Source organism: Variovorax sp. GW458-11-26-14-LB1 (assembly GCF_059423965.1).
On record NZ_JBWKYW010000029.1, the window covers coordinates 67,247 to 83,428 of the forward strand.

Annotated in this window: 18 protein-coding genes and 1 pseudogene; 6 read left to right on the forward strand and 13 right to left on the reverse strand. The window is 68.0% G+C overall.

What is annotated here, in order from left to right; translation table 11 throughout:
- Positions 1-6 precede the first annotated feature (6 nt).
- From AC07YS_RS19375 to rsgA, 3 genes are read left to right on the forward strand one after another with little or no spacing between them, the layout of a single operon-like run.
- Positions 7-1,272: a M48 family metallopeptidase gene (locus AC07YS_RS19375; protein ID WP_495268850.1), complete on the forward strand. Its 1,266-nt coding sequence runs from the start codon at positions 7-9 to the stop codon at positions 1,270-1,272.
- A 31-nt stretch (positions 1,273-1,303) separates the two neighbouring features.
- Complete coding sequence (locus AC07YS_RS19380; RefSeq protein ID WP_095746391.1) at positions 1,304-1,654, forward strand: 4a-hydroxytetrahydrobiopterin dehydratase; 351 nt, start codon at positions 1,304-1,306, stop codon at positions 1,652-1,654.
- 12 nt (positions 1,655-1,666) lie between these two features.
- Positions 1,667-2,626, forward strand: coding sequence for a ribosome small subunit-dependent GTPase A (gene rsgA / locus AC07YS_RS19385; protein ID WP_159273252.1), 960 nt, complete (start codon positions 1,667-1,669; stop codon positions 2,624-2,626).
- Between the two features lie 25 nt (positions 2,627-2,651).
- Here rsgA and AC07YS_RS19390 read toward each other — a convergent pair whose 3' ends face one another.
- From AC07YS_RS19390 to rpsP, 8 genes are all read right to left on the reverse strand, one after another.
- Positions 2,652-3,677 (reverse strand): hypothetical protein, encoded by a 1,026-nt coding sequence (locus AC07YS_RS19390; protein ID WP_495268851.1) that lies wholly within the window; start codon positions 3,675-3,677, stop codon positions 2,652-2,654.
- Between the two features lie 17 nt (positions 3,678-3,694).
- Positions 3,695-4,771, reverse strand: coding sequence for a histidinol-phosphate transaminase (gene hisC / locus AC07YS_RS19395; RefSeq protein ID WP_495268852.1), 1,077 nt, complete (start codon positions 4,769-4,771; stop codon positions 3,695-3,697).
- Positions 4,772-4,775: 4 nt separating this feature from the next.
- Positions 4,776-5,777, reverse strand: a complete 1,002-nt coding sequence (locus tag AC07YS_RS19400; RefSeq protein WP_062475069.1) for a CobD/CbiB family protein — start codon at positions 5,775-5,777, stop codon at positions 4,776-4,778.
- Between the two features lie 58 nt (positions 5,778-5,835).
- Positions 5,836-6,579, reverse strand: coding sequence for a CoA pyrophosphatase (locus AC07YS_RS19405; protein WP_492728272.1), 744 nt, complete (start codon positions 6,577-6,579; stop codon positions 5,836-5,838).
- A gap of 127 nt (positions 6,580-6,706) precedes the next feature.
- Positions 6,707-7,090: a 50S ribosomal protein L19 gene (rplS, locus tag AC07YS_RS19410; RefSeq protein ID WP_056572437.1), complete on the reverse strand. Its 384-nt coding sequence runs from the start codon at positions 7,088-7,090 to the stop codon at positions 6,707-6,709.
- 109 nt (positions 7,091-7,199) lie between these two features.
- Positions 7,200-7,946: a tRNA (guanosine(37)-N1)-methyltransferase TrmD gene (gene trmD, locus AC07YS_RS19415; RefSeq protein ID WP_495268853.1), complete on the reverse strand. Its 747-nt coding sequence runs from the start codon at positions 7,944-7,946 to the stop codon at positions 7,200-7,202.
- Positions 7,947-7,962: 16 nt separating this feature from the next.
- A complete protein-coding gene (rimM, locus tag AC07YS_RS19420) occupies positions 7,963-8,517 on the reverse strand; it encodes a ribosome maturation factor RimM (RefSeq protein ID WP_492728275.1) in 555 nt (184 codons plus the stop codon).
- 15 nt (positions 8,518-8,532) lie between these two features.
- Positions 8,533-8,796, reverse strand: a complete 264-nt coding sequence (gene rpsP, locus AC07YS_RS19425) for a 30S ribosomal protein S16 (protein ID WP_007831311.1) — start codon at positions 8,794-8,796, stop codon at positions 8,533-8,535.
- Between the two features lie 179 nt (positions 8,797-8,975).
- Here rpsP and AC07YS_RS19430 point away from each other — a divergent pair, with 179 nt between their 5' ends.
- Complete coding sequence (locus AC07YS_RS19430; protein WP_062475081.1) at positions 8,976-9,500, forward strand: GNAT family N-acetyltransferase; 525 nt, start codon at positions 8,976-8,978, stop codon at positions 9,498-9,500.
- A gap of 13 nt (positions 9,501-9,513) precedes the next feature.
- On the forward strand, positions 9,514-9,960 hold the full coding sequence (locus tag AC07YS_RS19435) for a TM2 domain-containing protein (protein WP_070062592.1): 447 nt from the start codon (positions 9,514-9,516) through the stop codon (positions 9,958-9,960).
- Positions 9,961-10,011: 51 nt separating this feature from the next.
- Here AC07YS_RS19435 and AC07YS_RS19440 read toward each other — a convergent pair whose 3' ends face one another.
- The 5 genes and pseudogenes from AC07YS_RS19440 to hda all read right to left on the reverse strand — a co-directional run bounded on the left by AC07YS_RS19440 (position 10,012) and on the right by hda (position 14,906).
- Positions 10,012-11,022, reverse strand: coding sequence for an inorganic phosphate transporter (locus AC07YS_RS19440; RefSeq protein WP_062475084.1), 1,011 nt, complete (start codon positions 11,020-11,022; stop codon positions 10,012-10,014).
- A 16-nt stretch (positions 11,023-11,038) separates the two neighbouring features.
- Positions 11,039-11,683, reverse strand: coding sequence for a DUF47 domain-containing protein (locus AC07YS_RS19445; protein WP_056571891.1), 645 nt, complete (start codon positions 11,681-11,683; stop codon positions 11,039-11,041).
- Between the two features lie 221 nt (positions 11,684-11,904).
- On the reverse strand, positions 11,905-12,540 hold the full coding sequence (gene folK, locus AC07YS_RS19450) for a 2-amino-4-hydroxy-6-hydroxymethyldihydropteridine diphosphokinase (RefSeq protein WP_495268854.1): 636 nt from the start codon (positions 12,538-12,540) through the stop codon (positions 11,905-11,907).
- A 284-nt stretch (positions 12,541-12,824) separates the two neighbouring features.
- Positions 12,825-14,174, reverse strand: a pseudogene (gene pcnB / locus AC07YS_RS19455) (polynucleotide adenylyltransferase PcnB); the annotation flags it as partial.
- A gap of 42 nt (positions 14,175-14,216) precedes the next feature.
- On the reverse strand, positions 14,217-14,906 hold the full coding sequence (hda, locus tag AC07YS_RS19460; protein WP_056571899.1) for a DnaA regulatory inactivator Hda: 690 nt from the start codon (positions 14,904-14,906) through the stop codon (positions 14,217-14,219).
- A gap of 152 nt (positions 14,907-15,058) precedes the next feature.
- Here hda and purM point away from each other — a divergent pair, with 152 nt between their 5' ends.
- A complete protein-coding gene (gene purM, locus AC07YS_RS19465; protein ID WP_495268855.1) occupies positions 15,059-16,099 on the forward strand; it encodes a phosphoribosylformylglycinamidine cyclo-ligase in 1,041 nt (346 codons plus the stop codon).
- Positions 16,100-16,182 lie beyond the last annotated feature (83 nt).

Sequence of the window (16,182 nt, forward strand, 5' to 3'; positions counted from 1 at the left end):
TTCATGATGTCTTATTCGCTCATCTTCACCCTTGCCTTCGCGGCGGCGCTCGTGGCGGGCCTGCTCGTGAAGTTCTGGCTGGCCACCCGCCAGGTGCGCCATGTGGCGCGCCACCGCGGCGCCGTGCCGGAAGCTTTTGCACAAACCATCACGCTCGCCGCGCACCAGAAGGCGGCCGACTACACGATCGCCAAGGCACGCTTCGGGCTCGTCGAGATGGCCTGGGGCGCCGCCCTGCTGCTGGGCTGGACGCTGCTCGGCGGGCTCGACCTGCTGAACAAGCTGCTGCTGGTGTGGCTGGGCGGCGGCATGGTGCAGCAACTGGCGCTGCTGGCGGCCTTTGCCGTCATCGGCGGCCTGCTGGAGCTGCCGTTCACGCTGTGGCAGACCTTCCGGCTCGAGGAGCGCTTCGGCTTCAACAAGATGACCTGGAAGCTCTGGCTCACCGACGCCGTCAAGTCGACGCTGCTCGGCGCGCTGATCGGGCTGCCGATCGCGGCACTCATCCTGTGGCTCATGGGTGCGGCCGGCACGCTGTGGTGGCTCTGGGCCTGGGGCGCGTGGATGGGCTTCAACCTGCTGCTGATGCTGATCTACCCGACCTTCATCGCGCCGCTGTTCAACAAGTTCAAGCCGCTGGACGACCCGACGCTCAAGGCGCGCGTCACCGCGCTCATGAAGCGCTGCGGCTTCGCGGCCAAGGGCCTGTTCGTGATGGACGGCAGCACGCGCAGCGCGCACGCCAATGCTTACTTCACCGGCTTCGGCGCCAGCAAGCGCGTGGTGTTCTACGACACGCTGCTGCGCCAGCTCAACGCCGGCGAAGTCGAAGCCGTGCTCGCGCACGAGCTCGGCCACTTCAAGCACCGCCACATCGTGAAGCGCCTCATCGCGATGTTCGCGCTGAGCCTGGCCGGCTTCGCGCTCCTGGGCTGGGTGTCGACCCAGGTCTGGTTCTATGCCGGCCTGGGCGTGCAGCCCAACCTGTCGCCGGCCGCGCCCAACAACGCGCTGGCGCTGCTGCTGTTCATGCTGGCCGTGCCGGTGTTCAGCTTCTTCGTCGCCCCGCTGCCGGCGCGCCTGTCGCGCAAGCACGAGTTCGAGGCCGACGCCTACGCCGTGGCGCAGACCAGCGGCGCCGACCTGTCGGCCGCCCTGCTCAAGCTCTACCAGGACAACGCCTCGACGCTCACGCCCGACCCGGTGTTCGTCAAGTTCTACTACTCCCACCCGCCCGCCTCCGAGCGCCTTGCGCGCATGACCGCGGCGTGACCCTCGACCCACCTTTTCAGCGAAGCCCCTCATGAGCAGCATGTTCAAACCCAAGGACTGGAAGAACCTTCCGCCCCGCAAGGCCCTGAGCGCCACCGAGATCGTCTCGGGCCTGGCCCAGCTCGACGGCTGGAAGCTCACCGGCGACGGCGCCGATGTCGCGATCGAGAAGACCTTCACCTTCGCGAACTACTTCGAGACCATCGCCTTCGTGAATGCACTGGCCATGGTGGCCCACACGCAGGACCACCACCCCGACCTGTCGGTGCACTACAACCGCTGCGTGGTGCGCTTCAACACGCACGATGTGAACGGCCTGTCGATCACCGACTTCGACTGCGCACGACAAGCCGACGCGCTGGTCGCGAGCCCCGCCGCATGAGGACACGCGCCTGTGGCTAAGCCGGGCCGCGCCGCCTTCACCCCCGCTGCGCACAACACGGGGAAGGCGCACCACGACGGCCTCGTCGTCGCCAGCCACGGGCGTCACTGCCTCGTCGAAACGCCCACGGGCGAGCGGCTGATCTGCCACCCGCGCGGCAAGAAGAGCCAGGCCGTGGTCGGCGACCGCGTGCGCTGGCAGGCCACCGAAGACGAAGGCACCATCGAAGAGGTGCTGCCGCGGCGCAACCTCTTCTACCGGCAGGACGAGATCCGCACCAAGTCGTTCGCGGCCAACCTCGACCACGTGCTGATCCTGATCGCGGCCGAGCCCGAGTTTTCCGAACACCAGCTGGCACGCGCACTGATCGCGGCCGAGGCCGAGCGCATCACGCCCATCATCGCGCTCAACAAGAGCGACCTCGTCGAACCCTTTGCGCGCGCCTGGGCCAAGCTGGCGCCCTACCGCCGCATGCACCACGGCGTGCTGCCGCTGTCGCTCAAGGCCTCGGGCGAGACGGACTACGCGTCGCTGATGAAGCTGCTGGCGGGCAAGTCGACGCTGGTACTCGGCCCATCGGGCTCGGGCAAGAGCACGCTCACCAACCTGCTGGTGCCCGGCGCGAGCGTGCTGACGCAAGAGATTTCGCAGGCGCTCAACTCGGGCAAGCACACGACCACCAGCACCACCTGGTACTGGATCGACGAGGCCCGCACCACCGGCCTCATCGACTCGCCAGGCTTCCAGGAATTCGGCCTGAACCACATCGAGCCGATGCAGCTCGCCGGCCTCATGCCCGACATCGCCGAGCACACGGGCGACTGCAAGTTCTACAACTGCACCCACCTGCACGAACCCGGCTGCGGCGTGATCTCGAACGTCGAAACGGCGACGCAACCCGGACCGATCAGCGCCTCGCGCTACAAGATCTACGGCGAGTTGTTCGCCGAGCTGAGCCAGACACGCTACTGACGCAGCACCGAAGGGCGGACCGCGCTCAGGCCAGCCAGGTGCGGTACGACTTCCAGGTCGGGTCAAAGGCCAGGGCCAGCGTCACCGGCAACTCCAACGCTTCCTGAACCGATTGCGCATGCGCAATGGCCGCCTGCGCATCGGCCACATGGAAGTGCACGGTGCGAACGCCCTCCTCCAGCACGATGTGCGTGCAGCAGCCTTCGCCGTGCGTCTGCAGCAGCGCGGCCAGCCGGTCTTCGTAGCCACGCGCCTCGTCCAGTTCTTCGCCCGATTCGACGGGGATGGCAGCCGAGAGCCGATGACCCAGGTCGGCACGTCCGAGCAGCGCATTCGCGGCGTCGTTTCGCATGACGACCGCCTCGACCTCTCTGCCGTCCTCCGCGGTGCGCGTGGCGGTCAGGCCGGACCAGCCGTGCTCGCCGGCGGGAAACACGCCCGTGTGGCCCAGGTCCTCGCGCCAGCATGCATCGAACAGAGACACGAAGTCATCGAGCGGCACGCCATCGAAATCCGCTTGCGCATCGGCCTCGACATGATCGACCGGCCCGACCTTCACCGCGAAGTCGTACTCGCCCAGGATGTGGTCGAGCATGATCAGGCTCATGTGGCGCGCGTGGTCCTGCATGTCCATCGGAATGGGCTTGGCAAAGCCGATCTCCAGCGCCACCCGCCCCCTGTAGGGCTCGTGCTTCACGAGAACGTCCGAGCAGGCGAGTTCGAAGTCGTTCATGCGCATGCTGAAACCTTCGCGCATGCGCTGCCGGAAGGCCTCCACCTCGACCTGGGGCAACGCGGGCGCGCTGCGCACCAGGGCCATGAGGTCTTCGAAATCGGCTTCGGCGCCGTGCGCCGTCAGCACGAGCGTGAAAGCCGGCGGGTCGCCCTGCACTTCGGCGGCCAGGTTCGGAAAGAAGGGCTGCAGCAGCGCGTTCAGCGCCTCCACCAGCGCGGGGCCCGACAAGGCATGCAGGCTCTCGAGCCTGTCGCTCAAGGCTTGCCAGAACGATGCGCAGGCCACGGCGCGCGGATCGGCGTGAAGGGTCGACATGGGCTTGCCTCGGGGTGTCAGGCCAGGATGTCCTGCAGGCACTGCACGAGCGCGCTGCACTGGTCCCGCGTGCCGATGCTGATGCGCAGGTACTGCGCGATGCGCGGCTGCTTGAAATGCCGCACCAGTACCGCACGCTCGCGCAGCAAGGCGGCCAGCTCGGCCGCATCGCGCTGCGGGTGGCGCGCGAACACGAAGTTGGCCTGCGACGGCAGCACCTCGAAGCCCAGGTCCTCGAGCTGCAGAGTCAGGCCTTCGCGCGTGTCGACGACCTGGTCGCATGTCTTGCGGAACCACGCCTCATCATCCAGCGAAGCCACGGCGCCGGCCGAGGCCAGCCGGTCGATCGGGTACGAATTGAAGCTGTCCTTGACCCGCACGAGCGCGTCGATCAGGTGCGCCTGCCCGCAGGCGAAACCGACGCGCAGGCCGGCCAGCGAGCGCGACTTGGACAGGGTCTGCACCACGAGCAGGTTCGGATACCGACTGATCAGCGACAGCGTACTCTCGCCGCCGAAATCGACATACGCCTCGTCGACCAGCACGACGCGATCGGGGCATGCCGCAAGCAGCTGCTCGATGCGCGCCAGCGGCTGGCCGATGCCGGTCGGCGCGTTCGGGTTGGCGATGACGATGCCGCCGCAGCCCTGCCGTGCGCGCGCCGCGAACGCATCGATGTCGATGTGCAGGCCCTCATCGACCGGCAGCTGCTCGCAGGCGATGCCGTAGAGCTGGGCATAGACCTTGTAGAAGCTGTAGCTCACGTCGGGCATCAGCAGCGGCTGCGCCTGCTGGAAGAAGGCGAAGAACGCGTGCGCGAGCACTTCGTCCGAGCCGTTGCCCGCGAACACCTCACCGATCTGCAGCCCGTGGCGGCGCGCCACAGCTTCGCGCAGCGCGAGCGACGTGGGGTCGGGGTAGCGCTCCAACCCGTCGGCGGCCGCGCGCTGGATCGCCGCGATGGCCTCCGGCGACGGCGGGTACGGGTTCTCGTTGGTGTTGAGCTTGACGAGGTTGGCGATGCGCGGCTGCTCGCCGGGCACGTAAGGCTCGAGCGCGCCGATGCGCGGGCTCCAGAAGGGCGGAGTGGTCATGGGGTCAGCCGAGCAAGCGCGCGAGCGTGAGCAAGGCCAGCAGCACCATCCACATCACGACCGAGCGCCAGACCAGGCCGACCACGCTGCGCAGGTGGCCGGGCTCGGGCTCGCGCCCCGGCGTGCTGCCACTGTCCAGGCGCCGGCCGACGCTTGGCGACTCGCCGGCCTGCGCGCGCGGCAGCGGATCGGCCACCGGGATCGGGCTCAGCGAGCCGCCACCCAGGCGCACGTTCACCGCGCCGGACGTGGCCGCGAGGATCACGCCGTCGTTCTCGTTGGGGAAGCGCCGCGCGTCGTTGCGCCAGCAATCGATGGCCTCTTCGAAGCTGCCGACCACGGCGAAGCCGAGCGCCGTGATGCGCGCGGGCAGCCAGTCGACGGCATGCCAGGCCCGCTCGGCCGCGTCCTGCACCGCCACGCTCGAGGGCTGCACCGGCGCGCCGTTCTTGTGGGCCCAGTAGCGCGCGACGAACTCGCTCATGCGATAGAACACCGCGCCCGCCGGCCCCAGGCCGAGAGCCGCAAGCACCGAGAACCAGGCCAGCACGCCGAAGACATGCCGGTGCGCCGCAATGACCGAATGCTCGATCACATGGCGCACGATTTCGCTGCGCGGCAGCTCGGCGGCATCGACGCCCTGCCAGTGCGCCAGCAGCGAGCGCGCGAGCGGCTCGTCGCCCTCGTCGAGCGCATCGCGGATGTCGGTGAAATGGTGGCTGAACTGGCGAAAGCCCAGCGTCATGTAGAGCACCGCGACGCTCCACAGCACGGCGAACGGCAGGCCCAGCGTGAGCACCAGCAGCCAGTGCACGCCCAGCGACAGCAGCGTGGGCACGAACACCGCGAGCCCCCAGGCGATCCATCCGTGGTGCGGCTTGCCCGCATCGAAGTTGCGGCTGGTCCAGCGCGTCCACGCCAGGACGCCGCCGTACACGGGGTTGTGCGGACCCAGCGGCCGCACCTGCTCGATCAGCAACGCGCACAGGATGGCAAAGAAGCTCATCCTTCGATGATAGCGAGAGCACCTGAAGGTTTTGGCCCCAGGTGCCACCCGATCCGGCTCAGGCGGCGAGGAAGCGGTAGAGGTTGCGCAACATGCCCGCCGTGGCGCCCCAGACGAAGCGCTCGTGCGGCCCGTCGACGTACGGCATCGAGTACCACTCGCGACGGACCCCATCGGTGGCGCTGACCGCGTGACGGCGGTGGTTGGCCGGGTCCATCAGCCAGGCCAGCGGCACCTCGAAGGCCTCGGCCACCTCGAACGGATTGATGTCCAGCACGAAGTCGGGCTGCACCAGCGCGACCACCGGGGTCACGACGAACGAAGTGACAGTCGTGTAGGTCGGCAAGGTGCCGAGCACCTCGATGAACTGCGCCGACAGGCCGACCTCTTCCCAGGCTTCGCGCAGGGCGGCGGCCTGGATGTTGGCGTCTTCAGGGTCGACGCGCCCGCCGGGAAAGGCCACCTGCCCCGAATGGGTCGACAGGTGCGTGGTGCGCTCGGTGAGCAGCACGGTCGCGCCTTGCGGGCGCTGCACGATCGGCACCAGCACGGCGGCCTGGGCCGGCACGCGGTCGGTCATGCGGGGCTCGCGGCGCAGCTCGGGCGTCCACACGGGCGGCGAGGCAAAGCGCGCGCGCAGGGCCGTTGCCGTCAGCTGCGCCGGCACCACCGCCGGCAGACCATCGCTTCCGTCCACGAAGGGCGCCTGGCGCGGGTCGATCTGCAGCAACGCGGGCGGCACCACGGCATTGACGGGTTCGACGACGGCGGAGGACGTGGGGGCGGAAGTGGAGGAGGTCAAGAGAGGATGCGGCCTGTGGCGGGATGAAAGGAGTAGAGCGTAAAAATGGAAAACTGTCTTGAAGCGCGGCGCCAACGCAAAAAGCCGCCAGAGCGGCGGCTTTTTGAGCAGAAAGGACGGCGGCTGATTAAGCGGCCGACGCAGCCTTCTGCGACTTGCCCGGCAGCTTTTCCTTGATACGTGCCGAACGACCGCTGCGCTCACGCAGGTAGTACAGCTTGGCACGGCGCACGTCGCCGCGGCGCTTGACTTCGATGCCGGCGATCAGCGGGCTGTAGGTCTGGAACGTACGCTCCACGCCTTCGCCGCTGGAGATCTTGCGCACGGTGAAGCCGCTGTTGAGGCCACGGTTGCGCTTGGCGATCACGACGCCTTCGTAGGCCTGCACGCGCTTGCGGCTGCCTTCGACGACGTTCACGCTGACGATGACCGTGTCACCGGGCATGAAATCGGGGATGGTCTTGCCGAGACGGGAAATTTCTTCCTGCTCGAGGGTCTGGATGAGGTTCATGATTTCCTGGATATCGATCGTTTCGGGCTGCACTAAAGGCGCCGTGGGCTTTGGCGGAAAACCACCAAGAAACCGGACGCGGCCGGACAGAGGATCGGGGAACCGCGGATTATAGCTTTTTTTTCAGCGCGGCCTCATCGGCCTTGTTGAGCTTGCCTGCCGCCCGTGCGGCATCGATCAACTCGGGGCGCCGCGCGGCCGTGATGGCCAGACGCTGGTCGCGCCGCCAGCGCTCGATCTGCGCATGGTGGCCCGAGAGCAGCGGCGCCGGAACGCCCTGCCCGTTCCACTGCTCGGGCCGTGTGTAGTGCGGGCAGTCGAGCAGGCCGTCGAGCGCCGGGTTGAAGCTGTCCTGCACATGGCTGGCCTCGTCGCCCAGCACGCCGGGCTGCAGGCGGGCCACGGCGTCGAGCAGCGCCATGGCCGCGATCTCGCCGCCCGACAGCACGAAGTCGCCGAGGCTGACCTGGTGGGTGACTCGCGCGTCGATGAAGCGCTGGTCGATGCCTTCGTAGCGCCCGCAGACCAGTACCGCACCCTCGCTCGCCGACCAGCGCTCGACGGCCTCGTGGCGCAGCGCCTCGCCGATGGGCGAGAACAGCACCACCGGCGCCGGTGCGCCGCGAGCGGCCAGCGCGGCATCGAGACAGGCCGTCAGCGGCTCCGCCATCATCACCATGCCGGGGCCGCCGCCGAAGGGACGATCGTCCACTCGCTTGTAGTTGCCCTGGGCGAAATCGCGCGGATTCCACAGCACGACCTCGACCTGCTTGGACTCGTAGGCGCGACGCGTCACGCCGCTGGCCATGAAGGGCGCGAACAGTTCGGGAAAAAGCGTGAGGACGTCGAAGCGCATGCGCGCGCGGCCCGGATCAGAAATCGGGTTGCCAGTCGACCGTGATGAGGCGGCCGGGCAGGTCGACCTTGTCGACGAAGACCGAGACGAACGGCACCATGCGCTCGATGGCCTTGCCGTCTTCTTCGGCCGTCAGCACCAGCGTGGTCTGCGGGCCGGTGGCGAGCAGTTCGCGCACCGCACCGAGCACGACGCCTTCGCGGTTGACGACCGACAGGCCGATCAGGTCGACCCAGTAGTACTCGTCGTCGCCGGCGGTCGGGAAGCTCGAGCGCGGCACGAACACGCGCGCGCCGCGCAGCGCCTCGGCCGCATTGCGGTCGGGCACATCCTCGGACGAGGCGACGATGCAGTCGGAATGTTCTTTGGCTTCGCGAACCGCGAGCCGAAAAGCGGCAGGTGTGGAGGCTCCGGGAGCCTGCAGGAACCAACGCTTGGAAGAAAAAAGCGCCTCGGGCTGGGCGCTGTGGGGCAGGACCTTGAACCAGCCCTTGATGCCCCAGGCATCGGCGATGCGTCCGACCTCGATCGCATCCGCCGGCAGTTCGGCGGCTTCGAGTGTGGGCAGCATCGCCGTGCGGGCGGCTTAGGCGGCCGCCTTGGGGGCCGCGGCAGCGGCTTGCTTGATCAGGCGCAGCACCGTGGGCGAAGCCTGGGCACCGACGCTCTTCCAGTACGCGAGGCGGTCCTGGGCGATGCGGATGCTTTCTTCGTTTTCCTTGGCGGTCGGGTTGTAGAAACCCAGGCGCTCGATGAAACGGCCATCGCGGCGAACGCGCTTGTCCGACACGACGATGTTGAAGAACGGACGGCCTTTGGAGCCGCCGCGGGAGAGTCGAATGACGACCATGATTTATCCTTGGGTGGTCAGCGAGCCAGTTCAAATAGAAAGAGGCCCGCTCACGATGTTCTTCCAGCGTCGAGACACGCGACATGGCCACCCGGCCAGCGCACGCTGAAAAGCCCACGATTATAGCCCGACCCGGGTTTTTCTCCGAATTCCGGCCCCGCGCCGCCTGCCCCACCCGCATGACCCTCACCCTCCGCCCCAGCCGCGACGAAGACATCGCAGCCATCACGGCCATCTATGCCCACCACGTGCTGCACGGCACCGGCACCTTCGAAACCGAGCCTCCGTCCGAGGCCGACATGGCCGCCCGGCGCGCCGACGTGCTGGGCAAGAACCTGCCCTACCTCGTGGCCGAAGAAAACGGCGAAGTGTTGGGTTTTGCCTACTGCAACTGGTTCAAGCCCCGCCCGGCCTACCGGTTTTCGGCCGAAGACTCGATCTACATGTCCGAGGCCGCGCGCGGCAAGGGCGTGGGCGCACAGCTGCTGGCGGCGCTTTCGCAGGCGGCCGAAGCGGTCGGCGTGCGCAAGCTGATCGCGGTGATCGGCGATTCGGCCAACGCCGGCTCGGTCGGCGTGCACCGCAGCCAGGGCTTCACGCACGTGGGCGTGCTGAAAGACTGCGGCTGGAAGTTCGACGCCTGGCGCGACGTGGTCCTGATGGAAAAAGTACTCGGCGAAGGCAGCCGCACCAAACCCGAATGATGTGATGAAGAAAATGAAAAGCAAGACCGTCGCCGCCTGGCTCTCCTTCCTCGGTGGCCCGCTGGGCCTGCACCGCTTCTACCTGCGCGGCATGGGCGACTGGCTCGGCTGGCTGTTGCCCATTCCCACCGCGCTGGGCATCTACGGCATCGAGCGCCTGCGCATGTACGGCGTGGACGACGGCGTGAGCTGGGCGCTGATCCCGCTGCTCGGCTTCACGATCGCGGGCTGCGCGTTGATGGCGATCATCTACGGCCTGATGACGCCCGAAAAATGGAATGCCCGCTTCAACGCCGGCGCAGCGCCCGACGCCGCGCCGGGCCAGACCAACTGGCTCACGATCGGCGCCGTGGTCGCGTCTTTGTTCTTCGGGAGCTCGATCCTGATGGCGAGCATCGTGTACAGCTTCCAGCACTACTTCGAACACCAGATCGAAGAAGGCCGAAAAATCTCACAGTAGCCGGATCGGGCGCGGCGACCTCTGCGAACGAGGCGCCGACGCTTCAGTGCTTCAGAAGATCTGCCAGCTGAACCAGTAAGCCATCGCCGCGACGAAGGCCGAGGCGGGAATGGTCAGGACCCAGGCCCAGACGATGTTCCCCGCCACGCCCCAGCGCACCGCGCTGGCGCGCTGCGTGGCACCGACGCCGACGATGGCGCCCGTGATGGTGTGCGTAGTCGACACCGGAATGCCTAGCGCGGTGGCCAGGAACAGGGTCAGCGCCCCGCCGGTCTCGGCGCAGAAGCCGCCCACCGGCTTGAGCTTGGTGATCTTCTGGCCCATGGTCTTCACGATGCGCCAGCCGCCGAACATGGTGCCCAGCGCAATGGCGGCGTAGCAGCTCACGATGACCCAGGTCGGCGGCACCGCGTCGCTGGCCGAGGCGTAGCCGGTGGCGATCAGCAGCATCCAGATGATGCCGATGGTCTTCTGTGCGTCGTTGCCGCCGTGGCCCAGGCTGTAGGCGCCGGCCGAGACCAGCTGCAATCGCCGGAACCACCGATCCACGCGCGACGGCGTGGCACGCCGGAAGCCCCAGGCCACCACGATCATCATCAGCGAGCCCAGCAGGAAGCCCAGCAGCGGCGACACGAAGATGAAGGCCACGGTCTTCCAGATGCCGGAAGCCACGAGGCCGCTGGTACCCGTCTTGGCGATCACGGCGCCCACGATGCCGCCGATCAGCGCGTGCGAGGAGCTGCTCGGGATGCCGTAGTACCAGGTGACGAGGTTCCAGCTGATGGCGCCGATGAGCGCCCCGAACACCACGTGCACGTCGACCACGCCGGGCTGGGCGATGCCCTTGCCCACGGTCGCCGCCACGCTCAGGTGGAAGACGAAGATCGCGATCAGGTTGAAGAAAGCCGCGAACACCACGGCCTGCCCCGGCTTGAGCACGCCGGTGGACACCACCGTCGCGATCGAATTGGCGGCATCGTGGAAGCCGTTCATGAAGTCGAACAGGATCGCGAGCGCGACCAGCACCACCACCACCCAGAGGGCGACCTGCACCGTTGTCATCGGCTGCTACCCGTTTTCAGGAATTCTCGAGGACGATGCCCTCGATCACGTTGGCCACGTCCTCGCACTTGTCGGTGATCGTCTCGAGCAGCTCGTAGATCGCCTTGAGCTTGATGACCTCGCGCACGTCCGGCTCCTCGCGGAACAGCTTGCTCATGGCGCTGCGCATCACGCGGTCGGCGTCGGATTCGAGGCGGTCGATTTCCTCGCAGGTCTTGAGCGTGGCCTCGGCCACGGCCGGGTCGGCGATCTTGCCGAGGTACTTCACGGCATCCTTGAGGCGGTCGCAGCACTTCACGCTCAGGGCGGTGAGGCGCACGATCTCGTCGGTCATGTGGCGCACGTCGTACAGCGCCATGGTCTCGGCCGAGTCCTGGATCAGGTCGGCCACGTCGTCCATCGTGTTGATGAGCTTGTGGATCTGCTCGCGGTCGATGGGCGTGATGAAGGTCTTGTGGATCAGGCGGTTGACGTCGTGCGTCACGCGGTCGGCGGCGCGCTCGGCGTTGTCGACGTCGCGGTTGTACTGTTCGCGCAGATGCACGTCCGCATAGTGGGTGACGAGCTGCTCGAACGCACGCGCCGCCTCCACGATGCGCTCGGCATGCTGGTTGAACATTTCAAAAAAATTGCCCTCTCGGGGCAGCAGCTTGCCGAACATGGAAAAAACTCCTGGGACGCGCCAATCACAATTTCATGACGCCTTCGTGAAAACTTCCCGAGTTTAACGGGCGCGACCGGAACGACCGGTCGGGCCGACCTTCCGGCCCCGGCTTGACCGGCTCGCTCAGGCCGGCAGCTGCAGTGCCACGACCAGCCGCACGCACGCGGCAACGCCGGCGAGAGCGGGCAGTTGCGGCCGCATGCCGGCCGCCCCAAGAGTCAGCGGATTTTCTGGATGACCTGGCCGGTCACGCGTGCCAGCGCGGCGCGCGGCACCTTGTCGGGCGCGATCTCGGCCAGCGGCTTGAGCACGAAGGCGCGCTCGCGCATGCGCGGGTGCGGCAGGGTGAGCGTGGGGCTTTCGATCACCGAATTGCCGTGCATCAGCAGGTCGAGATCGAGCGTGCGCGGCGCATTGGGAAAGGGCCGCTCGCGGCCGGCCAGCGTTTCCAGGCGCTGCAGCGCGATGAGCAGCTGCTCCGCGTCCAGCCCGGTGCGCACGGCCACCACGGCGTTGATGAAGTCGGGGCCTTCGGCATCGACCGGTGCGCTGCGGTAGAGCGACGAGCGGGCCGTGACCTGGGTGCGTTGCAACGCGCCGATGGCGGCCATGGCCTCCTTCACGGTCGCCTCGGCATCGCCCAGGTTGGCGCCGATGGCGACGAAGGCCTGCACGGTCGGGTAGTCCTCGCGCGGACCGCGTGGACGCGAAGGCGCGCGGCGCACGGGCGGACCGCTCTTGCTGCCGGCCGATGGCGGCTTGCCTGCGGCGCGCGGCGCGGGCTTGCCCCCCTTGGCTGCCTTGGCAGCCGGGGCGCTCTTCTTGCCGTCCTTCGGCCGGTCGGGCGTGCTCATTCGCCTGCGGCGCTCCCGCCGCCCTCGCTGCCGCCACCACCGCTACCGCCGCCCACGGGGCGTGGCTTGCGCCGGCGCTTGCGCTTGCGCGGCGCGGCGGCTTCGCCGTCCGGCGGCACGGCGTCGGCCTCGATGTCGGGGCCGTCGCCTTCGTCCGACTCGGCGGCGGCCTGCTTCTGGCGCGCCGGCTGCTCGCTGCGCGGCTTGGGCGCAGCGGCCGGGTCGCGCAGGCGCACGCGCTGGCGCACCTTCTGTTCTTCGCGCACCTGTTCGAGCAAGTCCTGGCGGCGCAGGTCGTCGGCGGTGCTGAACTCTTGCCACCACTCGGCGATGGCTTCACCGACCTCGCCCACGTCGGCACGCAGGCGCATGAAGTCGAAGGCCGCGCGGAAGCGCGCCTGCTCGACCAGACTGTAGGGCGTGGAGCCGGTGCGCTTGTCGAAGCGCGGCTGCATCATCCAGATCTCGCGCATGTCGGCGGCCAGCTTGCCGCGGCCCGACACGTCGCCGATGCGCGAATTGAACACGTCGTCGATGGCGTCCTGCAGCGCCGGGAACGGCGGCTGCGGGCGCTGGCCGTGGCGGCCTTCCTGGCGCTGGGCCCAGCCATCGCGCACGTCGGCCCACAGCACGCAGGCCAGGAGGAAGCTGGGCGCCACGGGCTTGCCTTCGCCGACGCGGCGGTCGGTGTCCTGCAGGGCGGCCTTCACGAAGGGCTGGTCGGCGCGCTCCACCACCACGTCGAGCAGCGGATAGATGCCGGTGGCGAGCCCCAGCTTGCGCAGTTGCTCGACCGTGGCGATGGCATGGCCGGTCTGCAGCAGCTTGAGCATCTCGTCGAACATGCGGCTTTGCGGCACGTCGGCCAGCAGCTTGCTCGACTCGATGAGCGGCGCGGCGGTCTTGGCTTCCATCTTGAAACCGAGCGCGGCGAGCTTGGCCGAGAAACGGATGGCGCGAATGATGCGCACCGGGTCTTCGCGGTAGCGCGTGACCGGGTCGCCGATCATACGCAGAGTGAGCTTCTGGGCGTCCTTGATGCCGTTGTGATAGTCGACCACGACCTGGTTGGCCGGGTCGTAGTACATGGCGTTGACGGTGAAGTCGCGGCGCGCCGCGTCTTCTTCCTGCGGGCCCCAGACGTTGTCGCGCAGCACGCGGCCGCTGGCGTCCACGGCGTGCTTCATGCTCGCGAGCTCGCCCTTGCTGGTGCGCTCGTTGCCGGCCACCTGCTCGGCGGCGGCGCTGTCCATGTAGGCGCGAAAGGTCGAGACCTCGATCACCTCGTGCTCGCGGCCGCGGCCGTACACCACGTGCACGATGCGAAAGCGCCGACCGATGATGAAGGCGCGGCGGAACAGCGACTTGACCTGCTCGGGCGTGGCATTGGTGGCCACGTCGAAGTCCTTCGGGCGCAGGCCCAGCAGCAGGTCGCGCACCGCGCCGCCCACCACGTAGGCCTCGTAGCCGGCCTGCTGCAGCGTGGTGACCACGTTCTTCGCGCGTTCGTCGACCAGGGCGGGATCGATCTTGTGAACCTCTGCCGGCACCTCCTGGCGCTTGCCGAAGCGGCTCTTGCCCTGCGTGCCGCCGGCGGACTTGCCGAGCAGCTTGTCGATGAATTTCTTGATCATTGGTTGTTTTTCGAGGAGGAGCAGGCGCTTCTTCTTATCTGTCTATTCGTTTTCGAGCATGGAGCGGATCAGCGGAATGGTGATCGCGCGTTGGGTCTGCAGGGCGTAGCCGTCCAGCTGCGACAGCAGCTCCATCAGGCTGCCCAGGTCGCGGCTGAAGCGGTGCAGCATGAAGTCGAGCACGTCGTCGGACAGCATCACGCCGCGCGCGTCGGCCGCCTGGCGCAGCACCGCGCGGCGTTCGCTTTCGCTCAGCACCTGCAGGTGGAACACATGGCCCCAGCCGAGGCGGGTGCGCAGGTCTTCGCGCAGCGGCAGGTCGGCCGGCGGCAAGGCGCCGGCGGCGACCACGCCGCGCTGCAGGGTCTGGGCGTTGACAAACCAGTTGAAGGCCGCGTGCTGCTGCACCGCGGTGTAGAGGTGGACGTCGTCGAGCAGGACGGCGCCCCAGCGCTCATCGAACTCGGGCGGCTCCAGCAGGCCGGCGTGCAGCCAGCCCACGCTGGCGCCCTGCTCGGCCAGTGCGACACGCACGGATTCGAGCAGGTGGGTCTTGCCACTGCCGCTGTCGCCCCAGAGGTAGGTCGGCACCGGCGAGTGCAGCGCGGGGCTGCCATCGGCGCCGCCGACCCACACTTGCAGGTGTCGCAGCGCCGCCTCGTTGGGGCCGGCAAAAAAGGCGTCGAAGCTGGGGCCCGTCGCAATGCCGATATCGAGCGCGAGCTGTTTCATCCCGGGAAGGTTCATGGAGGGGGCCCGGAGGGCCCTTAAAATCGTGAGGAATTCTATCGGCCCGGCCGCCTCGGTCGCCGGCGCCTCCCCTGCCCGCCCTTCCTCGCCGCTTCGCGAACCTTTTCGCTCCTTCTTCTCGACACCGCCCGCCCATGACCTCCTCCACGCCCACCCCGCTCAGCTACAAGGACGCCGGTGTCGATATCGACGCAGGCGACGCCCTGGTCGACCGCATCAAGCCACTGGCGAAGAAAACCATGCGCGAAGGCGTGCTGGCCGGCATCGGCGGCTTCGGCGCGCTGTTCGAAGTGCCCAAGCGCTACAAGGAACCCGTGCTGGTGAGCGGCACCGACGGCGTGGGCACCAAGCTCAAGCTGGCCTTCGAATGGAACATGCACGACACGGTCGGCATCGACCTCGTGGCCATGAGCGTCAACGACGTGCTGGTGCAGGGTGCCGAGCCCCTGTTCTTCCTGGATTACTTCGCCTGCGGCAAGCTCGACGTGGACACGGCCGCGGCCGTGGTCGGCGGCATCGCCCGCGGCTGCGAAATCTCGGGTTGTGCCCTCATCGGCGGCGAAACCGCCGAAATGCCCGGCATGTACCCGGCCGGCGAGTACGACCTGGCCGGCTTTGCGGTCGGCGCGGTCGAAAAGTCGAAGATCCTCACCGGCCAGAACGTGAAGCCCGGCGACGTGGTGCTCGGCCTGGCCTCGGCCGGCGTGCATTCCAACGGCTTCAGCCTCGTGCGCAAGGTGATCGAGCGCGCCGGTGCCGACCTGCCCGCCACCCTCGACGGCAAGCCCTTCCGCGAAGCCGTGATGGAGCCCACCCACCTGTACGTGAAGCCTGTGCTCGAGGCGCTGGGCAAGCACCCGATCAAGGCCCTGGCCCACATCACCGGCGGCGGCCTGCTCGAGAACATCCCGCGCGTGCTGCCCGAAGGCACCGCCGCCCACCTGAAGAAGGGCAGCTGGCCGCAGACCGAGCTGTTCGCCTGGCTGCAGAAGGTGGCCGGCATCGACGACATCGAGATGAACCGCACCTTCAACAACGGCATCGGCATGGTCGTGGTGATCGACGCGGCCGAAGCCGCCGCCTGCGCCGCCACACTGCGCGCTGCCGGTGAATCGGTACACGAGATCGGCGTGATCTCCGAGCGCGGCGACGGCGCGGCCGTGGTCGTCGCCTGATCGCGCGCCCGTTCTTTTTTCTTTTTCTCACCGCACGCCCCGCTCCCCGGATGGCCACGCCGCTGCCCGACGCCACCCTCGCC